The sequence below is a fragment of the Streptomyces sp. NPDC051315 genome (assembly GCF_044455165.1).
Lineage (GTDB): Bacteria > Actinomycetota > Actinomycetes > Streptomycetales > Streptomycetaceae > Streptomyces.
On record NZ_JBITEN010000005.1, the window covers coordinates 186,947 to 200,769 of the forward strand.

14 protein-coding genes and 2 pseudogenes are annotated in these 13,823 nt (G+C 74.1%); 7 read left to right on the top strand and 9 right to left on the bottom strand.

Annotated features, from left to right (window positions below; translation table 11 throughout):
- Positions 1-96 precede the first annotated feature (96 nt).
- From ACIBBD_RS12195 to ACIBBD_RS12210, 4 genes and pseudogenes are all read right to left on the bottom strand, one after another.
- Positions 97-1,016, bottom strand: a pseudogene (locus ACIBBD_RS12195) (SDR family NAD(P)-dependent oxidoreductase).
- A 311-nt stretch (positions 1,017-1,327) separates the two neighbouring features.
- The gene (locus ACIBBD_RS12200) at positions 1,328-2,578 is read right to left on the bottom strand and encodes an aromatic acid exporter family protein (protein ID WP_399419256.1); all 1,251 of its coding nucleotides are present in this window, start codon (positions 2,576-2,578) and stop codon (positions 1,328-1,330) included.
- On the bottom strand, positions 2,575-3,231 hold the full coding sequence (locus ACIBBD_RS12205; RefSeq protein WP_399419257.1) for an HAD family hydrolase: 657 nt from the start codon (positions 3,229-3,231) through the stop codon (positions 2,575-2,577). The genes ACIBBD_RS12200 and ACIBBD_RS12205 overlap by 4 nt, the downstream gene beginning before the upstream one ends.
- Positions 3,232-3,314: 83 nt before the next feature.
- Positions 3,315-4,355 carry a PHP domain-containing protein gene (locus ACIBBD_RS12210; RefSeq protein ID WP_399419483.1) on the bottom strand — a complete coding sequence of 347 codons (1,041 nt, stop codon included), beginning with the start codon at positions 4,353-4,355 and terminating at the stop codon, positions 3,315-3,317.
- A gap of 162 nt (positions 4,356-4,517) precedes the next feature.
- Between ACIBBD_RS12210 and ACIBBD_RS12215 the strand changes: the two genes are divergently transcribed.
- Genes ACIBBD_RS12215 through ACIBBD_RS12225 form a run of 3 tightly spaced genes read left to right on the top strand, consistent with a single transcriptional unit; the run spans position 4,518 to position 6,652 of the window.
- Positions 4,518-5,327 carry an SDR family oxidoreductase gene (locus ACIBBD_RS12215; protein ID WP_399419258.1) on the top strand — a complete coding sequence of 270 codons (810 nt, stop codon included), beginning with the start codon at positions 4,518-4,520 and terminating at the stop codon, positions 5,325-5,327.
- Between the two features lie 4 nt (positions 5,328-5,331).
- Positions 5,332-6,357 (top strand): DNA topoisomerase IB, encoded by a 1,026-nt coding sequence (locus tag ACIBBD_RS12220; RefSeq protein WP_399419259.1) that lies wholly within the window; start codon positions 5,332-5,334, stop codon positions 6,355-6,357.
- A gap of 58 nt (positions 6,358-6,415) precedes the next feature.
- Positions 6,416-6,652, top strand: a complete 237-nt coding sequence (locus tag ACIBBD_RS12225) for a hypothetical protein (protein WP_399419260.1) — start codon at positions 6,416-6,418, stop codon at positions 6,650-6,652.
- A 46-nt stretch (positions 6,653-6,698) separates the two neighbouring features.
- Here the strand turns inward: ACIBBD_RS12225 and ACIBBD_RS12230 are convergent, their stop codons facing one another.
- Together ACIBBD_RS12230 and ACIBBD_RS12235 are read right to left on the bottom strand one after the other, a co-directional pair.
- Positions 6,699-7,349 (bottom strand): VanZ family protein, encoded by a 651-nt coding sequence (locus ACIBBD_RS12230; RefSeq protein WP_399419261.1) that lies wholly within the window; start codon positions 7,347-7,349, stop codon positions 6,699-6,701.
- A 168-nt stretch (positions 7,350-7,517) separates the two neighbouring features.
- Entirely contained in the window at positions 7,518-8,180 is a 663-nt protein-coding gene (locus tag ACIBBD_RS12235) for a DUF4230 domain-containing protein (protein ID WP_399419262.1), read from the bottom strand.
- 500 nt (positions 8,181-8,680) lie between these two features.
- Here ACIBBD_RS12235 and ACIBBD_RS12240 point away from each other — a divergent pair, with 500 nt between their 5' ends.
- The gene (locus tag ACIBBD_RS12240; RefSeq protein WP_399419263.1) at positions 8,681-9,634 is read left to right on the top strand and encodes a ribose-phosphate diphosphokinase; all 954 of its coding nucleotides are present in this window, start codon (positions 8,681-8,683) and stop codon (positions 9,632-9,634) included.
- 132 nt (positions 9,635-9,766) lie between these two features.
- On the opposite strand, the gene ACIBBD_RS12245 is transcribed toward ACIBBD_RS12240, so the two are convergent.
- Together ACIBBD_RS12245 and ACIBBD_RS12250 are read right to left on the bottom strand one after the other, a co-directional pair.
- Positions 9,767-10,147, bottom strand: a complete 381-nt coding sequence (locus ACIBBD_RS12245) for an anti-sigma factor antagonist (RefSeq protein WP_399419264.1) — start codon at positions 10,145-10,147, stop codon at positions 9,767-9,769.
- 320 nt (positions 10,148-10,467) lie between these two features.
- Positions 10,468-10,767 (bottom strand): annotated as a pseudogene (locus tag ACIBBD_RS12250) (MarR family transcriptional regulator); the annotation flags it as partial.
- A gap of 20 nt (positions 10,768-10,787) precedes the next feature.
- Here ACIBBD_RS12250 and ACIBBD_RS12255 point away from each other — a divergent pair.
- Positions 10,788-10,913: a hypothetical protein gene (locus ACIBBD_RS12255; RefSeq protein ID WP_399419265.1), complete on the top strand. Its 126-nt coding sequence runs from the start codon at positions 10,788-10,790 to the stop codon at positions 10,911-10,913.
- Positions 10,914-10,925: 12 nt separating this feature from the next.
- On the opposite strand, the gene ACIBBD_RS12260 is transcribed toward ACIBBD_RS12255, so the two are convergent.
- Positions 10,926-11,876: an NADP-dependent oxidoreductase gene (locus tag ACIBBD_RS12260; protein WP_399419266.1), complete on the bottom strand. Its 951-nt coding sequence runs from the start codon at positions 11,874-11,876 to the stop codon at positions 10,926-10,928.
- 71 nt (positions 11,877-11,947) lie between these two features.
- Between ACIBBD_RS12260 and ACIBBD_RS12265 the strand changes: the two genes are divergently transcribed.
- Together ACIBBD_RS12265 and ACIBBD_RS12270 are read left to right on the top strand one after the other, a co-directional pair.
- On the top strand, positions 11,948-12,907 hold the full coding sequence (locus tag ACIBBD_RS12265; protein WP_399419267.1) for a GlxA family transcriptional regulator: 960 nt from the start codon (positions 11,948-11,950) through the stop codon (positions 12,905-12,907).
- A gap of 61 nt (positions 12,908-12,968) precedes the next feature.
- Positions 12,969-13,823, top strand: a complete 855-nt coding sequence (locus tag ACIBBD_RS12270) for a hypothetical protein (RefSeq protein WP_399419268.1) — start codon at positions 12,969-12,971, stop codon at positions 13,821-13,823.

Here is a 13,823-nt window from a genome sequence, read left to right on the forward strand (position 1 = left end):
GGCTGGAGCGGCCCGAGTACCCCGGTGCCGCGAGGTGCACGCGGTGGGGGCGGGGCGGCCGGAGGCGCGCCTGCGCGCGGGGGAGGGGCCGCCGGCTCACCCGGCGAACGCGTTCACGCCCGTCGGCTCCGCCGACAGCCGCCACAGCCGGGCCGCCTGGTCGGGGGCCCGTGCCCAGTCCTTGACGCCGGCGCGTTCGCCGTCCGCCGGAGCGGGCTCGGCGATGTCGCAGTCCTCGAGATACACCCCGCCCATCCCGGAGAGCCGGGGCGAGGTCGCCGCCCACACCTGCGTGGCCGCCCCCTGCTGCGGCGTCTTGAAGCTCTCGGGGTCCAGTGGGTTGCCTGCCTCGTCGATCCAGCCGTTCGCCACCATCTCCCGCGTCGACAGGTGCCGCTGGAGCGGGGTGAGGATGCCGCCCGGGTGGAGGGAGAAGGCGCGGACGCCACGGTCTCCGGCCAGCCGGTCGAGGTGGACGGCGAACAGCACGTTCGCCGTCTTCGCCTGGCCGTAGGCCTGCCACTTGTCGTAGCCCTGCCGCCAGTGCGCGTCGTCCCAGCGCATGCCCGAGAAGTGAGGGCCGTGCGAGGAGACGGAGACCACGCGGGCGCCGCCCGGCTCGATCGCCGGCCAGAGGCGGTTGACGAGGGCGAAGTGACCGAGGTGGTGCGTGGCGAACTGCGCTCCCAGCCCGGCCCGACCCGCGTCTCGGGGCAGGCCATGACGCCCGCGTCGGCGATGACGAGGTCGAGGCCGCGGCCGGAGTCGAGGAAACGGTCGGCGAAGGCCCGCACGCTGTCCAGGTCGCCCAGGTCGAGCTCGTCCACCTCGACGCCGTCGATGCCGGACAGGTTCTCCCGGACGGCAGCCGGGCGCCGGGCGGTCTCCAGACCGAGACCCGAGTAGCCGCCGGTGACGAGGGCGAGCCGCCCGGTGAGGTCGATGCCACGGAGGACGTCGTCGGCGGTGCTGCGGGCACCGAACCCCGAACCGATCTGGTGGCGTGCGGTGTTCACGCTGGAACGCTACGAACTGGAGCGCTCTCGAAGTCGAGCCCGGCCCCGACGTCGCTGCCGCTGCGCGCAGCCGGCGGGCGCGACAGAAGAAAGCCCCGACCGGACGGGGGATCACGGTCGGGGCGGCTCGGTGGTGGGTACGGATGGCGGTCGCCTCTCGGCGAAAGGCTCCACAGGGCTTCAGCCGAACGATCGTCCCTGTGGGCAAAAGGTGAGGCCCGGGGACACTGTCCCATCCGTACCCACGGACTGTTCAACGGCGAACCACCGGGCGGTGTTCCCTTCCCCGCCCCGGTTCGCGGTGATCCGCGTCACTCCGCCCGGTTCTCCCGCCGGGCGCCGGGAAGGGCCTCCACCCACAGGTTCTCCGCCTGGAGCAGCAGCGTCCCGAGCACGGCCGTGTGCGCGGCCCCCTCCCCGGCATGGTCGCGCAGACTGTGCTGCAGCCGGCCGCGCAGCTCTTCCATCTCCTCCTCGGCCCTCCCCGCCTCGAACCCCTCCACTCCGCCCGCGGCCGCGCCCGCGTCCAGGAAACGCTCGGACTGGGCAGCGCACGCGTCGCCGATCAGTGCCAGCAGCCGGGCGTAGATCCGCAGCGCCTCCGCCCGGGGCGGGGCCGGGGCACGGTCGTCGTCGGCCGCGACCGCCAGGGTGCGGGTCAGCGCCGTGACATGGTCCGACACCCGGCCCCAGCGGGCGTCCTCCGACTCCGGCGGCACATCGAGCGGCACCCGGTGCAGCGCCCGCAACGGACCCGCGGTCAGCCGCAGGCTCTCGCGGCTCCAGCTCCGCGCCGACCGCAGTCCCTCGCACCGCCGTTCGAGCCGGTCGGCCCGGCGCGACCAGTCCGCGGCCGTCGCCGTGTCCCACTCGCCGTCCCGGAGCCCGGCGGCGACCGCGTGCAGCGCCTCGCCCGCCTCCCGGGTCAGCGCCGCGAGGTTCTCGCGGACGTCCCGCAGATGCACCGGCGGCAGCACGAGCGCGTTGACGGCCACCCCGATCACCGCGCCGAGTGCCGCCTGCCCGACCCGGTGTCCCACCGCCGACACCGACACCGCGCCCGAGGCCAGCGTGAACACGGCCGTGGTGGCCGCGTAGATGCCCTGGTCGCCGAAGCGGGGCCAGTGCGCCAGCAGCATCAGCAGCGGCACGGACAGCGCGAGCGCGCCCAGGGTGTTCCCGGTCAGCGCCTGCGCCGCCGAGGCGAGCAGGGTGCCCACGCAGATCGCCGTCCACTGCTGGGCGGCCTGGCGCAGCGAGCCGTACACCGTGGCCTGCACCAGGACCAGCGCCACCCAGGGAGCCATCAGGGCCATCGGGTCGTTCAGCCAGTCGCTCGCCACGAACCAGGCGAGCGCCGCGGCCAGCGCCGCCTTGAGCGACTGCACGACCAGGTCCCGCTCGCGGCCGGGACCGGCCCAGGCCGCCCGTACGGCCCGGCCGGCGGCGCCCGCCTCCCGTCGTACGGCCTCCGCCCAGCGGGCCCCCGCTCCTTCCGTTCCCGATGTTTCCGGTTCTCCCGGTGTCTTCGGCGTTCCCGACGTTCCGACGCGGATGCTCATGCCAGGGGGCTGTCCTCCAGCGAGGCCAGCAGGTCGGCCGGGTCGGCGTAGATCGCCTCGGCGCCCGCCTCCTCCAGGTCGGCGCGCGGGATGCCACCGCACAGCACGCCCACACAGCGCACGCCGGCCCGGCGCCCCGCACGCATGTCCCAGACGGTGTCGCCGACGAACACGGCCCGCTCGGCGGGTACCCCGGCGAGCTCCAGGGCGTGCTCGACGGGCTCCGGCGCCGGCTTGCCCTCCTCGACGTCGTCCGCGCTGGCCGTGGCCGTGATCGCCTCGTCGGCGTCGAGGGCGCGCCGCAGCGCCGTGAGTTCCGATCCGCTCGCCGAGGTGGCGAGCACGATCGTCCAGCCGTCGCCGTGCAGCCGCTTCAGCAGCGGCCCGGCGTCCCGCAGCGCGGGGAGACGGTCGAAGTACTGCCCGTACAGGGCCTTGTGGGCGGCGCTCAGGCCGGCGTCCTGGTCCCTGTCGCGGTCCTCACCCAGGAGGTGGGCGACCAGGTCGGCCGAACCCAGGCCGATCGCCCGGTGCACGGCGTGCATCGGGACCCGGTGGCCGGCCTGCCGCAGCGCCTCCCACCAGGTCACGACGTGCAGATGGTTGGTGTCGACGAGGGTGCCGTCGACGTCGAAGACGGCGGCGCGTTCCATCCGGGGTCCTTTCTCTCACGGGCGTGCCCGAGCGGGCGGCGCTCTCGCGGGTGTCCGAGCGGGCGAGCGCCCCGGGTACCACGTCAGGCGCCCGCCACGCCCGTCGGCACCCTGCCCTCCCGGGTCCAGGCCAGCAGGTCCGTTAGCGGCCAGGTCGTCACCACCCGCTCCGCGGGCACCCCGCACTCCTCGGCCCGCTCGCAGCCGAGGATCTGCCAGTCCAGCTGGCCGGGCGCGTGCGCGTCGGTGTCGACCGAGAACAGCACGCCCGCCTCCACGGCCCGGCGCAGCAGCCGCCGGGGTGGGTCGAGCCGCTCGGGCCGGCTGTTGATCTCCACGGCCGTACCCGACTCGGCGCACGCGGCGAACACCTCGTCGGCGTCGAACTGCGACTCCGGCCGCCCCCGTCCGGTCACCAGCCGCCCGGTGCAGTGGCCGAGCACGTCGGCGTGCGGATCGCGGACGGCGTTCACCATGCGGCGGGTCATCGCGCGGGCGTCCATGCGCAGCTTGGAGTGCACGGACACCACCACCACGTCGAGCCGCTCCAGCAGCTCCGGCTCCTGGTCGAGGGAGCCGTCATCGAGGATGTCGCACTCGATGCCGGTCAGCAGCCGGAACGGTGCCCAGGTCGCGTTGAGCTCCTCCACCACCTCCAGTTGCCGGCGCAGCCGGTCCGGCGACAGCCCACGGGCCACCGTCAGACGCGGCGAGTGGTCGGTGAGCGCCGCCCACTGGTGTCCCAGCGCGGCCGCCGCCCGTCCCATCTCCTCGATCGGGCTGCCGCCGTCCGACCAGTCGGAGTGCACGTGGCAGTCCCCGCGCAGCAGCGCCCGCAGCCGCGCGCCGCCGCCGTCCGTGAGGGGCTTGCCGGCCTCACCCTCCAGCTTCTCCAGGTAGGCCGGAACGCGCCCGGCCAGTGCCTCGCGCACCACCTGGGCCGTCTTGGGGCCGACGCCCTTGAGCGACTCCAGCGTCCCCGCGGCCGCCCGCTCCTCGACCTCCCCGGCCGGCAGCCGCCCCAGCGCACGGGCCGCGGTGCGGAAGGCGCGCACCCGGTACGTCGGCGCCAGGGAGCGCTCCAGCAGGAACGCGATCCGGTCCAGGGCCTCGACGGGATCCATCACCACCTCCTGGCTCGCGGGCTCCGTCGTCACGTCTGGCTCCAGAGTTCCCCAGCTCCACCCGGCCCGCACGACGGGGCGGCGGTTCGCCGCGCGGTTTGTTCCGTACCCACTCGGGTACTGCGCCGTCCCACCAGCCCCGCCGTTCACGAGGAGGCCGTGATGTCCGTCCCTCCCGCTCCCCGGCCCACAGTGGCCGTGATCACCGGCGCCGACTCCGGGATCGGCCGCGCCACCGCCGTACGCCTGGCCCAGGCCGGGATGGACGTCGGCATCACCTGGAACACCGACCTCAAGGGCGCCGAGAAGACCGCCGCGGAGGTCCTCGCGCACGGCCGGCGGGCCGCCGTGGCGCAGATGGACCTCACCCGGCTGCCCAGCGCAGCCGACGCCGTCGACGAGCTGTGCGACCGGCTCGGCCGGCTGGACGTGCTGGTCAACAATGCCGGTACCGGCATCATGACGCCGTTCCTCGACCTGGAACTGGACGAGGTGCGCCGGGTGCTGGACATCGACCTGGTCGGCCCGTTCCTGTGCGGACAGAGGGCGGCCCGGCACATGATCCGGCAGGGCGACGGTGGCCGGATCGTCAACGTCACCTCCGTCCACGAGCACCAGCCGCGGGTCGGCGCCGCCCCCTACTGCGCCGCCAAGGGCGGCCTCGGCCTGCTCACCCAGGTCATGGCGCTGGAGCTCGCCGAGTACGGGATCACCGTCAACGCCGTCGCCCCCGGCGAGATCGCCACGCCCATGACCGGGCAGGAGGACACCGACGTGCACACCGTCGACCGCCCCGGCGTCCCGCTCGGCCGGCCCGGCGACGCCCGTGAGGTCGCCGCCGTCATCGCCTTCCTCGCCGGCCCCGACGCCTCGTACGTCACCGGCGCCTCCTGGAGCGTGGACGGCGGCATGCTGCGCATGGGCCCGCAGGCCGGCTCGCACCTGGGCAGCGACGACTGGCGCCGTCCCTGAACCGATGAGACTGCGCACCAGCTCCAGCGACCGGCCCGGCTTCACCCGCGTCCGCTGCGGCCGCGGCTTCCGCTACCTCGACCAGCACGGCGAGCCCCTCACCGACCCCGAGCAGCTCGCCCGGATCCGGGCCCTGACCGTCCCGCCCGCCTGGCGGGACGTGTGGATCTGCCCCTGGCCCAACGGCCACCTCCAGGCCGTCGGCACCGACGACGCCGGCCGCCGTCAGTACCTGTACCACGAGGAGTTCCGCTCCCGGCAGGAGCAGGCCAAGCACGAGCACGTCCGGCAGGTCGCCCGCGCCCTGCCGGATGTGCGCGCCCGGGTCCGCGCCGACCTCGCCGGACGCGGCCTGAGCCGGGCCCGCGTCACCGCGTGCGCCGTACGCCTGCTGGACCTCGGCTTCTTCCGCATCGGCAGCGACCGGCACACCAAGGTGAGCGAGACGTACGGCCTGACCACGATGCTGCGTGAGCACGTCAGCTGCGGCCGCGGCGAGCTCGCGTTCCGCTTCCCGGCGAAGGGTGGCACCGAGATGGTCCGGGCGCTGGTGGACGAGCAGGCCCACGCAGTGGTCCGGGCCCTGCTGCGGCGACGCCGCGGCGGGCCGCGACTGCTGGCCTACTGGGAGGACGGCGCCTGGCACGAGCTGCGCGGGAGCCACCTCAACGAGGCGCTGCGGCGGCTGGCCGGCACCGACACCACCGCCAAGGACTTCCGGACCTGGCACGCCACCGTGCTCGCCGCGGTCGCCCTCGCCGTCACCACGAAGGAGGCCCGCGCCACCCCCGCCGCCCGTCGCCGGCAGGCCGCCCGGGCGGTGCGGGAGGTGAGCCGCTACCTCGGCAACACCCCCGCCGTGTGCCGGGCCTCCTACATCGACCCGCAGGTCTTCGAGCACTTCGAGCAGGGCCGCACCATCGCCCCCGCGCTCACCCGGCTGGGCGAACACGGGGACTTCGGGCGCCCGGCCACCCAGGGCGCGGTCGAGGCGGCGGTGCTGGATCTGCTCGACGGCGGAAAGCGATGAGACGGCTCGGACAAACCGGGAGATTCGTACCCGCGGGTTGCGTTCTACGCTCTATGACATGACCGAAATCGCGAGCCCTTACATCTCCCATCCGCGGATCACGGTGCTCGGGGTACAGCCAGGCACGTCGCCGTTCCGCATCGTGGAAATCGACGGCGAGGTGGTCGGCGAGGCGAGGGCCGTCACCGACGTCCTCCAGGCCGCCGCCGCCTTCGGCATCACGGTGCACGACCTGGACGACCCGGACGTGGTGCGCTGGGTGGGGGGTGACCGGTACACCTGGCACCCGCGCTGATCCGCCGGTCAGGCCCTGGCGCGACCGCCCCCGCCGGTCGCGCCCGTCACGCGTGCCGCTCGCGCGCGTGGACCGCGCGGCTCATCCGGCGGCCCACGAGCAGGTAGCCGATCAGCGCGCCCGTCGTGTTCAGGATGACGTCGTCGATGTCGAAGGCGCGCCCGGTGACCAGCGCGCCCTGCGCGAACTCCACCAGGAGCATCACGGAAGCCGTCAGCAGCAGCACGCGCAGCAGGCCGCGCGCCCGGGGCGCGAGGACCGGCACCAGCACGCCGAACGGTACGCCCAGCAGCAGGTTGCCACCGATCTGCCGGACCGCCTCGCGCAGTTCGGGCTGGTCGAGATAGGCCTGCAGCGAGCGGCCCGGCCGCAGGTTGGAGTGGACCAGCGCCTCGGAGGCGGGTGACGGCTCCAGGGTCACGCGGGCGAGCACGACGGCGAAGCCCACCATGAACGCGAAGGCCAGCAGCATCGCCAGCAGCCGCAGCGGGAACGGCAGCGGCCGGCGCCCGGCGGGCCTGGGGTCCTCCTCCCGCCCGCGCCTCGTCCACCGGCCCTTCGTCGCCTTGGCCCCGGTCTCCTCGGCGGGCCTGACGGCCGGCTCGGCCGGCGCCGACTTCCCGGGCCTGGCGGCGCGCGGACGGAACGCGTTGCGGGCGCGCAGGACAACGCGCGGACGTAGGGCTGCACGGGCCATGCGGTCCTCCAGTCTTCAACCTGCCAGAGTGGTATGCCGGTTACCCATGAACGGCCGGAGGATGCCGGAGGGGCGGCCGCTCCCGGCCTCGCCGAAAGGGGTGGCCGTCGACGGCCACCCCGAAAAAGCGGGCGTCGGCGGCCGGCCCCCGGCCCGGCCCGTCGCGCGTCAGGCGCCGTACGTCACGCGCACCTCCTCGAAGCCGAGGGAGCGCAGCAGGCCCTGGAGCATGTCGGTGGTGTTGGCCTCGGCGCGCGCGGTCAGCTCGCTGTCCTTCGCCGCGTCGCCGATGTGCCGGACGGCGAGCTTCTGCACGGCCTGCTCGCCGTTGGGGTTGTCCGAGAAGAGGTCGCCGAGGCGGTCGAGGAGACCCCGCTGCTTGGAGACCGCGTAGGAGCGGTCGGGGTCGAGGGCCGGGGTGCCGAGCCGGGCGTGGGGCAGCCTGAGGGTGGCCGACGTGCGGTCGTCGTCGACCGTCACGTCCTTCTCGCCGACCTGGCCGAGGTCGACGTAGGCGTCCACGGTGCCCGCCCCCACGTACAGGGTGCGGGTGCCGCGGAGTGCGTCGGGGAGGTACTTGGCGTCCTTCTCCAGGTCCACGACGACCTGGAAGTTGCCGGAGGCGGCGTCGTAACGGCTCATGTCCTGGATCGACTTCAGCAGTGCGGGACCCGAACGGTCCCGGGTCTCGGTCCCGAAGACGTCGCGCAGGCCCGGCAGCAGGCTCAGCCGGATCCCGGCGAACAGGACGACGAGCACCAGCAGGACGGCGGTGAGGGCCTTGGCCCAGCCGGGCATGCGCCTGGGGAGGCGCTTGATGGGAGTCGTCATGGCGGCGGTCCTCCTTTCTCCTGAGCGGATTCCCGCCAAAGTCCCTGTCAGGCCGGGCTGTTGAGGAGCTGTGACAGAGCGCCCGTGGTACGGCGCGGAGCGCCGTCCGCCGGTGCCCCGTCCCGCGGCACGGCACGCGGGGAGCGGGGAGCGTGTGGATACCGTCGTTCAGGACCGCGGTGGCCTGCGGCCCGGGCGGTGGACCGGCGTCCCCACCCACGACCGCCCCGGCTCCGCCGCCCCGGAGGCGGTCCGCCACCCGGGCCGCCCCCCGCGCGTTCCGCAAGCCCCCGTCGGCCCCCGGCCCGGCCGTACGCCCAACCAGCCCACCGTCCTCCTCCCGAGCCGCGGGCGCGAGAACCCCGGCATCCGTCCGGCCACCGGCGGGCGGCCGTCCGGTTCCGGCGGTCGTGAGGGTGACGGGGTGGGAGGGATCCGCAAGCATGAGAGATCCACGTCAGGAGAGCCCCGCCGCGCCGAGGTCATACGAGGAGCCGATCGTGCGAGACATCTCCGTGTTCAGCGGCAGCGCCCACCCCGACCTCGCCGCCGAGGTCTGCGCCCACCTGGGCGTCCCCCTGAGCCCCACCCAGGTCAGCCGGTTCGCGAACGACTGCCTCGAGGTCCAGCTCCAGGCCAACTGCCGGGAACGGGACGTCTTCCTGGTGCAGCCGCTGGTGCGGCCCGTGCAGGAGCACCTGGTGGAACTGCTGCTGATGTGCGACGCGGCCCGCGGGGCGTCCGCGGGCCGGATCACCGTCGTCATGCCGCACTACTCCTACGCCCGCTCCGACAAGAAGGACGCCCCGCGCATCTCCCTGGGCGGACGCCTGGTCGCCGACCTGATCGCGGCGGCCGGCGTGCACCGGGTCCTCGCCATGACCCTGCACTCGCCCCAGGTGCACGGATTCTTCTCGGTGCCCGTCGACCATCTGCACGCCCGGCGCGAGCTGGCCGCCCACTTCCGCCGCTACGACCTCACCCGCACCACCGTCGTCTCACCCGACCTCGGCAACGCCAAGGAGGCGGCCGCGTTCGCCCGCATGATCGGCGCCCAGGTCGCGGCCGGTGCCAAGCAGCGCTTCCCCGACGACCGGGTCAGCATCAGCTCCGTGATCGGTGAGGTCACCGGCCGGGACGTCATCGTCCTCGACGACGAGATCGCCAAGGGCAGTACCGTGCTGGAACTCCTCGACCGGCTGCGGGAGTCGTCCCCGAGAACGATCCGGGTGGCCTGCACGCACGGCCTGTTCGCGGCCGGTGCCCTCAAGCGGCTCAGCGAGCAGGAGGACGTCCTGGAGATCGTGTGCACCAACACCGTGCCCGTACCCGCCGAGGAGCACACGGACAAGCTGCGGATCCTGACCGTCGCCCCGGCGCTCGCCGAGGCGGTGCGCCGGATCCACAACGGTGAGTCCGTCAGCGCCCTGTTCGACGCGCCGCGCAGTGCGTAGCCGGCGGTGAGGCGAGGGGGGGGAGGGGGGTGAGCTCGTCCCCTCCGTGGGGGCGGCGGACGGCCGACGCCGGCCGGGTCACGAGGAGTGTCGAGCAGCGCACCGGAACGAGGTGGTCGCGCCGGAGCGCGGTCATAACGAGCCGGACGTGGCCTCGGGCTGTTCCAGGGCCGCGTCCAGCGTCGGGGCGGGCGGCAGCAGCCGGGACAGCCCGGTGGCCCGCAGGACGCGCAGGGTCAGCGGATGGGTGCAGACGAGGTGCAGATGCCCGCCGTGCTCCAGGACCCGGGCGCGGGCGCGGTAGAGCAGGCGCAGCCCGGAGCAGTCGAAGAAGTCGATCCGGCCCAGGTCGATCACGACCCGCGGGGCGGAGCCCGCCGTGGCGTCGTCGAGGCGCGGGGTGATCTCCGCCGCCGCGACGATGTCGATCTCGCCGCGGAACTCCAGCACCGTGTATCCCCGCTCCTGGCGGACGCGCAGGTGCGGGGTGTCCGCTGCGGGTTCCTGCTGCACGACGACATCGCCTCCAACCCGCTCCACCGGTCGGGAGCCTTCAACGGCGGGGGAGCGCACCGCAGTTCCCCGCCCCAGCAAGTTACCCCCGTTGGAGTGAATTCCAGCATGTTCGGTTGACATATGTCTTCGAATTGAGGGCGTGTCTCGACCGAGTTTCTTCGCGTCGTGAGCGAAGGGGTGGGTGGTGGGCCGCGGCGGGACCGCGCCCCGGCCTGCGACAGGCCGTACAGCGAAGCCGTGACGCGGCCCGGGACAGGTTGGACGGCGGGGTTTCGACCGGGCAATGGGGCAGGCCTGCGGAGGTCCCGGGTCCTGCCCTACGACAGGGCCTGCCACGCCTGGGCGAGGGCCGGCCGGAACTGGTCGGCCTGGCGGTCCGTGAGGTCCCGCCCCCTGCGTTCCTCCAGCTCCCGCACCGGTCCCGCGTGCCGTGCCGGCGGTTCGCGGCCCTCCTCGGTGAGCGGGGTCAGCCGCTCGCGCCGGTTGCGCGGATTGCGCTCGCGGTGGATCGGACCGCGGCTCTGCGGGAAGCGCACCAGGTCGGCGACGGACCGGGCGGTGACGAAGGAGTCCCGGGCCGGTTGCGCGGCCGACGGTCCGTCGTGCCGCTCCAGCACGCCCGGCCCTCGTCCGGCTGGTGAAGGAGGGGCGGCTGCCGCCGCACCGCCTGATCGGCACCTACGCGTTCGGCGACATCGACCGGGCGGCGCGGGACATCACCGGGGGCCGGACGATCAAGCCCGCGCTTCCGTTCCGCGGGTGAGGTGACGAACCGTCAGTCCACGGTGAGGACCAGCTTCCCGGTGGTCCGGCCGGTGTCGCCGAGCCGGTGCGCCTCGGCGGCATCGGCCAGCGGGAAGGTCCCGGCGATGGTGGCCCGCAGCGTGCCCGCCTCGACGAGCTCGGCGATCGTCCGCATCCCGGCCCGGTCGGCGTCGACGAGCATGCGCACCGCGCGGACGCCGAGCGCCTCGGCCTCCTCGAAGAACGCCTGCGACCCGACCGGCAGGATCGACACCACGACACCCGCCGGGCGCAGCACGCGCAGCGAGTCCGTCGACGTGCTCCCCCCGAGGGTGTCCAGCACCACGTCGACGTCCTTCACGGCCTCGGTGACCTCCGTCTCCCGGTAGTCGATCACCTCGTCGGCGCCGAGTTGCCGCAGGAAGTCGTGCTTGCCCGCGCTCGCCGTGCCGATCACGTACGCGCCGCGCTCCTTGGCGATCTGCACGGCCACGTGCCCGACGCCGCCGGCCGCCGCGTGGATCAGGACCCGCTGCCCGGCCCGCAGACCGGCGACCTCGTCCAGTGCCTGCAGGGCGGTCAGCGAGACCAGCGGCAGCGCGGCAGCCTGGACGTGGTCGATCCCGGCGGGCTTGTGCCACAGGGCGCGGACGGGGGCGATGACGTACTCGGCGTGCGAGCCGTGGCCGTACGGGTAGGGCAGCATGCCGAAGACGTCGTCCCCCGGCCGGAAGGCGGCGACGCCGATGCCCACCGCCTCGACCGTGCCGGAGACGTCCCAGCCCAGGACGAACGGGGGCCGGCCGAGGAAGCCGCCGTTCGCGCGGTGCTTCCAGTCGGTCGGGTTGACGCCTGCGGCCCGCACCCGGACCAGTACCTCGTTGGGACGCGGCTCGGGCCGCTCCACCTCTGCTTCCCTCAGGACCTCGGGACCGCCGAGGACGTCCTGTCGGATGACACGCATCGTGCGCTCAGTGCTCATGACACCCCACCCTGCCAAAGGCCGCACCCCCGGGGAATGGCAAGATTGCCACTCTTCGATAGGATCGTGCCATGCGTGGCAAGCAGCAGCGTCCCGAACGCGTGGTCGTCCTGGCCCTCGACGGCGTCTACCCCTTCGAGCTGGGCATCCCGAGCCGCATCCTCGGCGCGGCCGACGGCCGCTACGAGGTGCTGACCTGCACGGTGGACGGCCAACCGGTGCACACCAACGCCGACTTCACCGTCGGCGTCGAGCACGGCCCCGAGGTGCTGGAGACGGCCGGCACCGTGGTCATCGCTCCCGTCTCGCCCTCCCGGGTCGGCGCCGACCTCCCCGCCCCGGTCGCCGCCGCGCTCGCCCGCATCCGTCCCGACGCGCGCATCGTCTCCATCTGCACCGGCGCCTTCGTGCTGGCCGCCGCCGGTCTCCTCGACGGCCGCCGGGCCACCACGCACTGGCAACTCGCCGACCACTTCCGCCGGATGTTCCCGCACGTCGACCTCGACCCGGACGTCCTGTTCGTCGACGACGGCCGGGTGCTGACCTCGGCCGGCGCCGCCTCCGGCGTCGACGTCTGCCTGCACCTGGTGCGCAAGGACCACGGCAGCGACCTCGCCAACAAGGTGGCCCGCCGCTGCGTCGTCCCGCCCTTCCGGGACGGCGGCCAGGCCCAGTACATCGAGCAGCCGGTGCCCGAGGCCGGCGCCGCGAGCACGGCGGCCACCCGCGCCTGGGCGCTGGCCCGCCTCGGCGAGCCCCTCACCCTGGCCGACCTCGCCGCGCACGCCCGGATGAGTTTGCGCACCTTCGCCCGCCGCTTCCACGACGAGGTGGGCACCAGCCCCGGCCGCTGGCTCATCCAGCAGCGCGTGGAGCACGCCCGGCACCTGCTGGAGGCGAGCGACCTGACGGTGGACCAGATCGCCGGCCGGGTCGGTTTCGCCACCGGAGCCTCGCTGCGCCAGCACCTGCACGCGGCGATCGGGGTCTCGCCCCAGGCGTACCGCAGAACGTTCCAGACGACCCGCTGAACGTTCCGGGCCGCTGCCGCGTCGCAGAGACGCAAGGGCAGCCGGTGGAACAGGGGCGGTAATGCGCGGAGGGTTCATGGCGGTGACGGTGCTGGCGGCCGTGACGGCGGTGGCGTGCGGCCACGGGAGCGGGCGGGACGTCGTGGTCGAGGGCACGCCGCCGGCGTCACCGTACGGCGGTCCGCTGGACGTGCCCACCCAGGCCCTGGACGACAGCACGCCGCACGCACTGCGCGTCGCGTCCGGTGCGGCGGGCCGGGCGCTGGAGTGCGACGGGGAGATCTACGGGGGCGGCGGGCCCGACGGATGGAGCCGGCGCGACGGAGGGGACAGCCCTGAGGAGGGCCTGGGGCTCTACTTCGACCTGTTCGACCCGGAGGTCCCGCGCCACGGCTACCGCGTGGAGCGTCGCAGCGCGGACCGGGTCCTGTACTCCTTCGACGTCGGCGGCAGGACCAAGGTGGCGGTGGTGGTCGCCCGGGACCAGGAGGGCCGGCCCGGCTGGGGCCCGGAGACCAACGCCTCCTGCGATCCGGCCGAACTCCCGGCGGATTTCACCGACTCCTCGTGGTACGAGGTCTGGACCGACGAGAACGGCGAGCGGCAGCCGGTCGCGCGGATCCACACCTCGGCCGGCGCGGAACACTGCGGCTGGCAGGAGGCGCGCTTCCTGGCGCTGGGCCGGGGCGCGGACAGCCGGACGTACGTCCGCGACCCCGACGGCGTCCTCGACCCCGGCATGCTGAACGCCCCGTACGACGGCGACGTCCCGATGCCCGCCGACGCGCACGACACCGGATACCGCTACCGGGACTGGCAGTTGTGGCTGACGGACGACCGCGCGACGGCCTACGTCCGCACGCCCGACGGAGTCGAGGCCTGGCCCTCGGCCAAGGACGGCGTGGGCTGCATGTGA

Bases quoted from the DNA above. Each gene is read 5' to 3' on its own strand.
- ACIBBD_RS12200 (WP_399419256.1), bottom strand. From the start codon at position 2,578: ATGAGCATCCGCGTCGGAACGTCGGGAACGCCGAAGACACCGGGAGAA.
- ACIBBD_RS12205 (WP_399419257.1), bottom strand. From the start codon at position 3,231: ATGGAACGCGCCGCCGTCTTCGACGTCGACGGCACCCTCGTCGACACC.
- ACIBBD_RS12210 (WP_399419483.1), bottom strand. From the start codon at position 4,355: ATGGATCCCGTCGAGGCCCTGGACCGGATCGCGTTCCTGCTGGAGCGC.
- ACIBBD_RS12215 (WP_399419258.1), top strand. From the start codon at position 4,518: ATGTCCGTCCCTCCCGCTCCCCGGCCCACAGTGGCCGTGATCACCGGC.
- ACIBBD_RS12220 (WP_399419259.1), top strand. From the start codon at position 5,332: ATGAGACTGCGCACCAGCTCCAGCGACCGGCCCGGCTTCACCCGCGTC.
- ACIBBD_RS12225 (WP_399419260.1), top strand. From the start codon at position 6,416: ATGACCGAAATCGCGAGCCCTTACATCTCCCATCCGCGGATCACGGTG.
- ACIBBD_RS12230 (WP_399419261.1), bottom strand. From the start codon at position 7,349: ATGGCCCGTGCAGCCCTACGTCCGCGCGTTGTCCTGCGCGCCCGCAAC.
- ACIBBD_RS12235 (WP_399419262.1), bottom strand. From the start codon at position 8,180: ATGACGACTCCCATCAAGCGCCTCCCCAGGCGCATGCCCGGCTGGGCC.
- ACIBBD_RS12260 (WP_399419266.1), bottom strand. From the start codon at position 11,876: ATGAGCACTGAGCGCACGATGCGTGTCATCCGACAGGACGTCCTCGGC.
- ACIBBD_RS12265 (WP_399419267.1), top strand. From the start codon at position 11,948: ATGCGTGGCAAGCAGCAGCGTCCCGAACGCGTGGTCGTCCTGGCCCTC.
- ACIBBD_RS12270 (WP_399419268.1), top strand. From the start codon at position 12,969: ATGCGCGGAGGGTTCATGGCGGTGACGGTGCTGGCGGCCGTGACGGCG.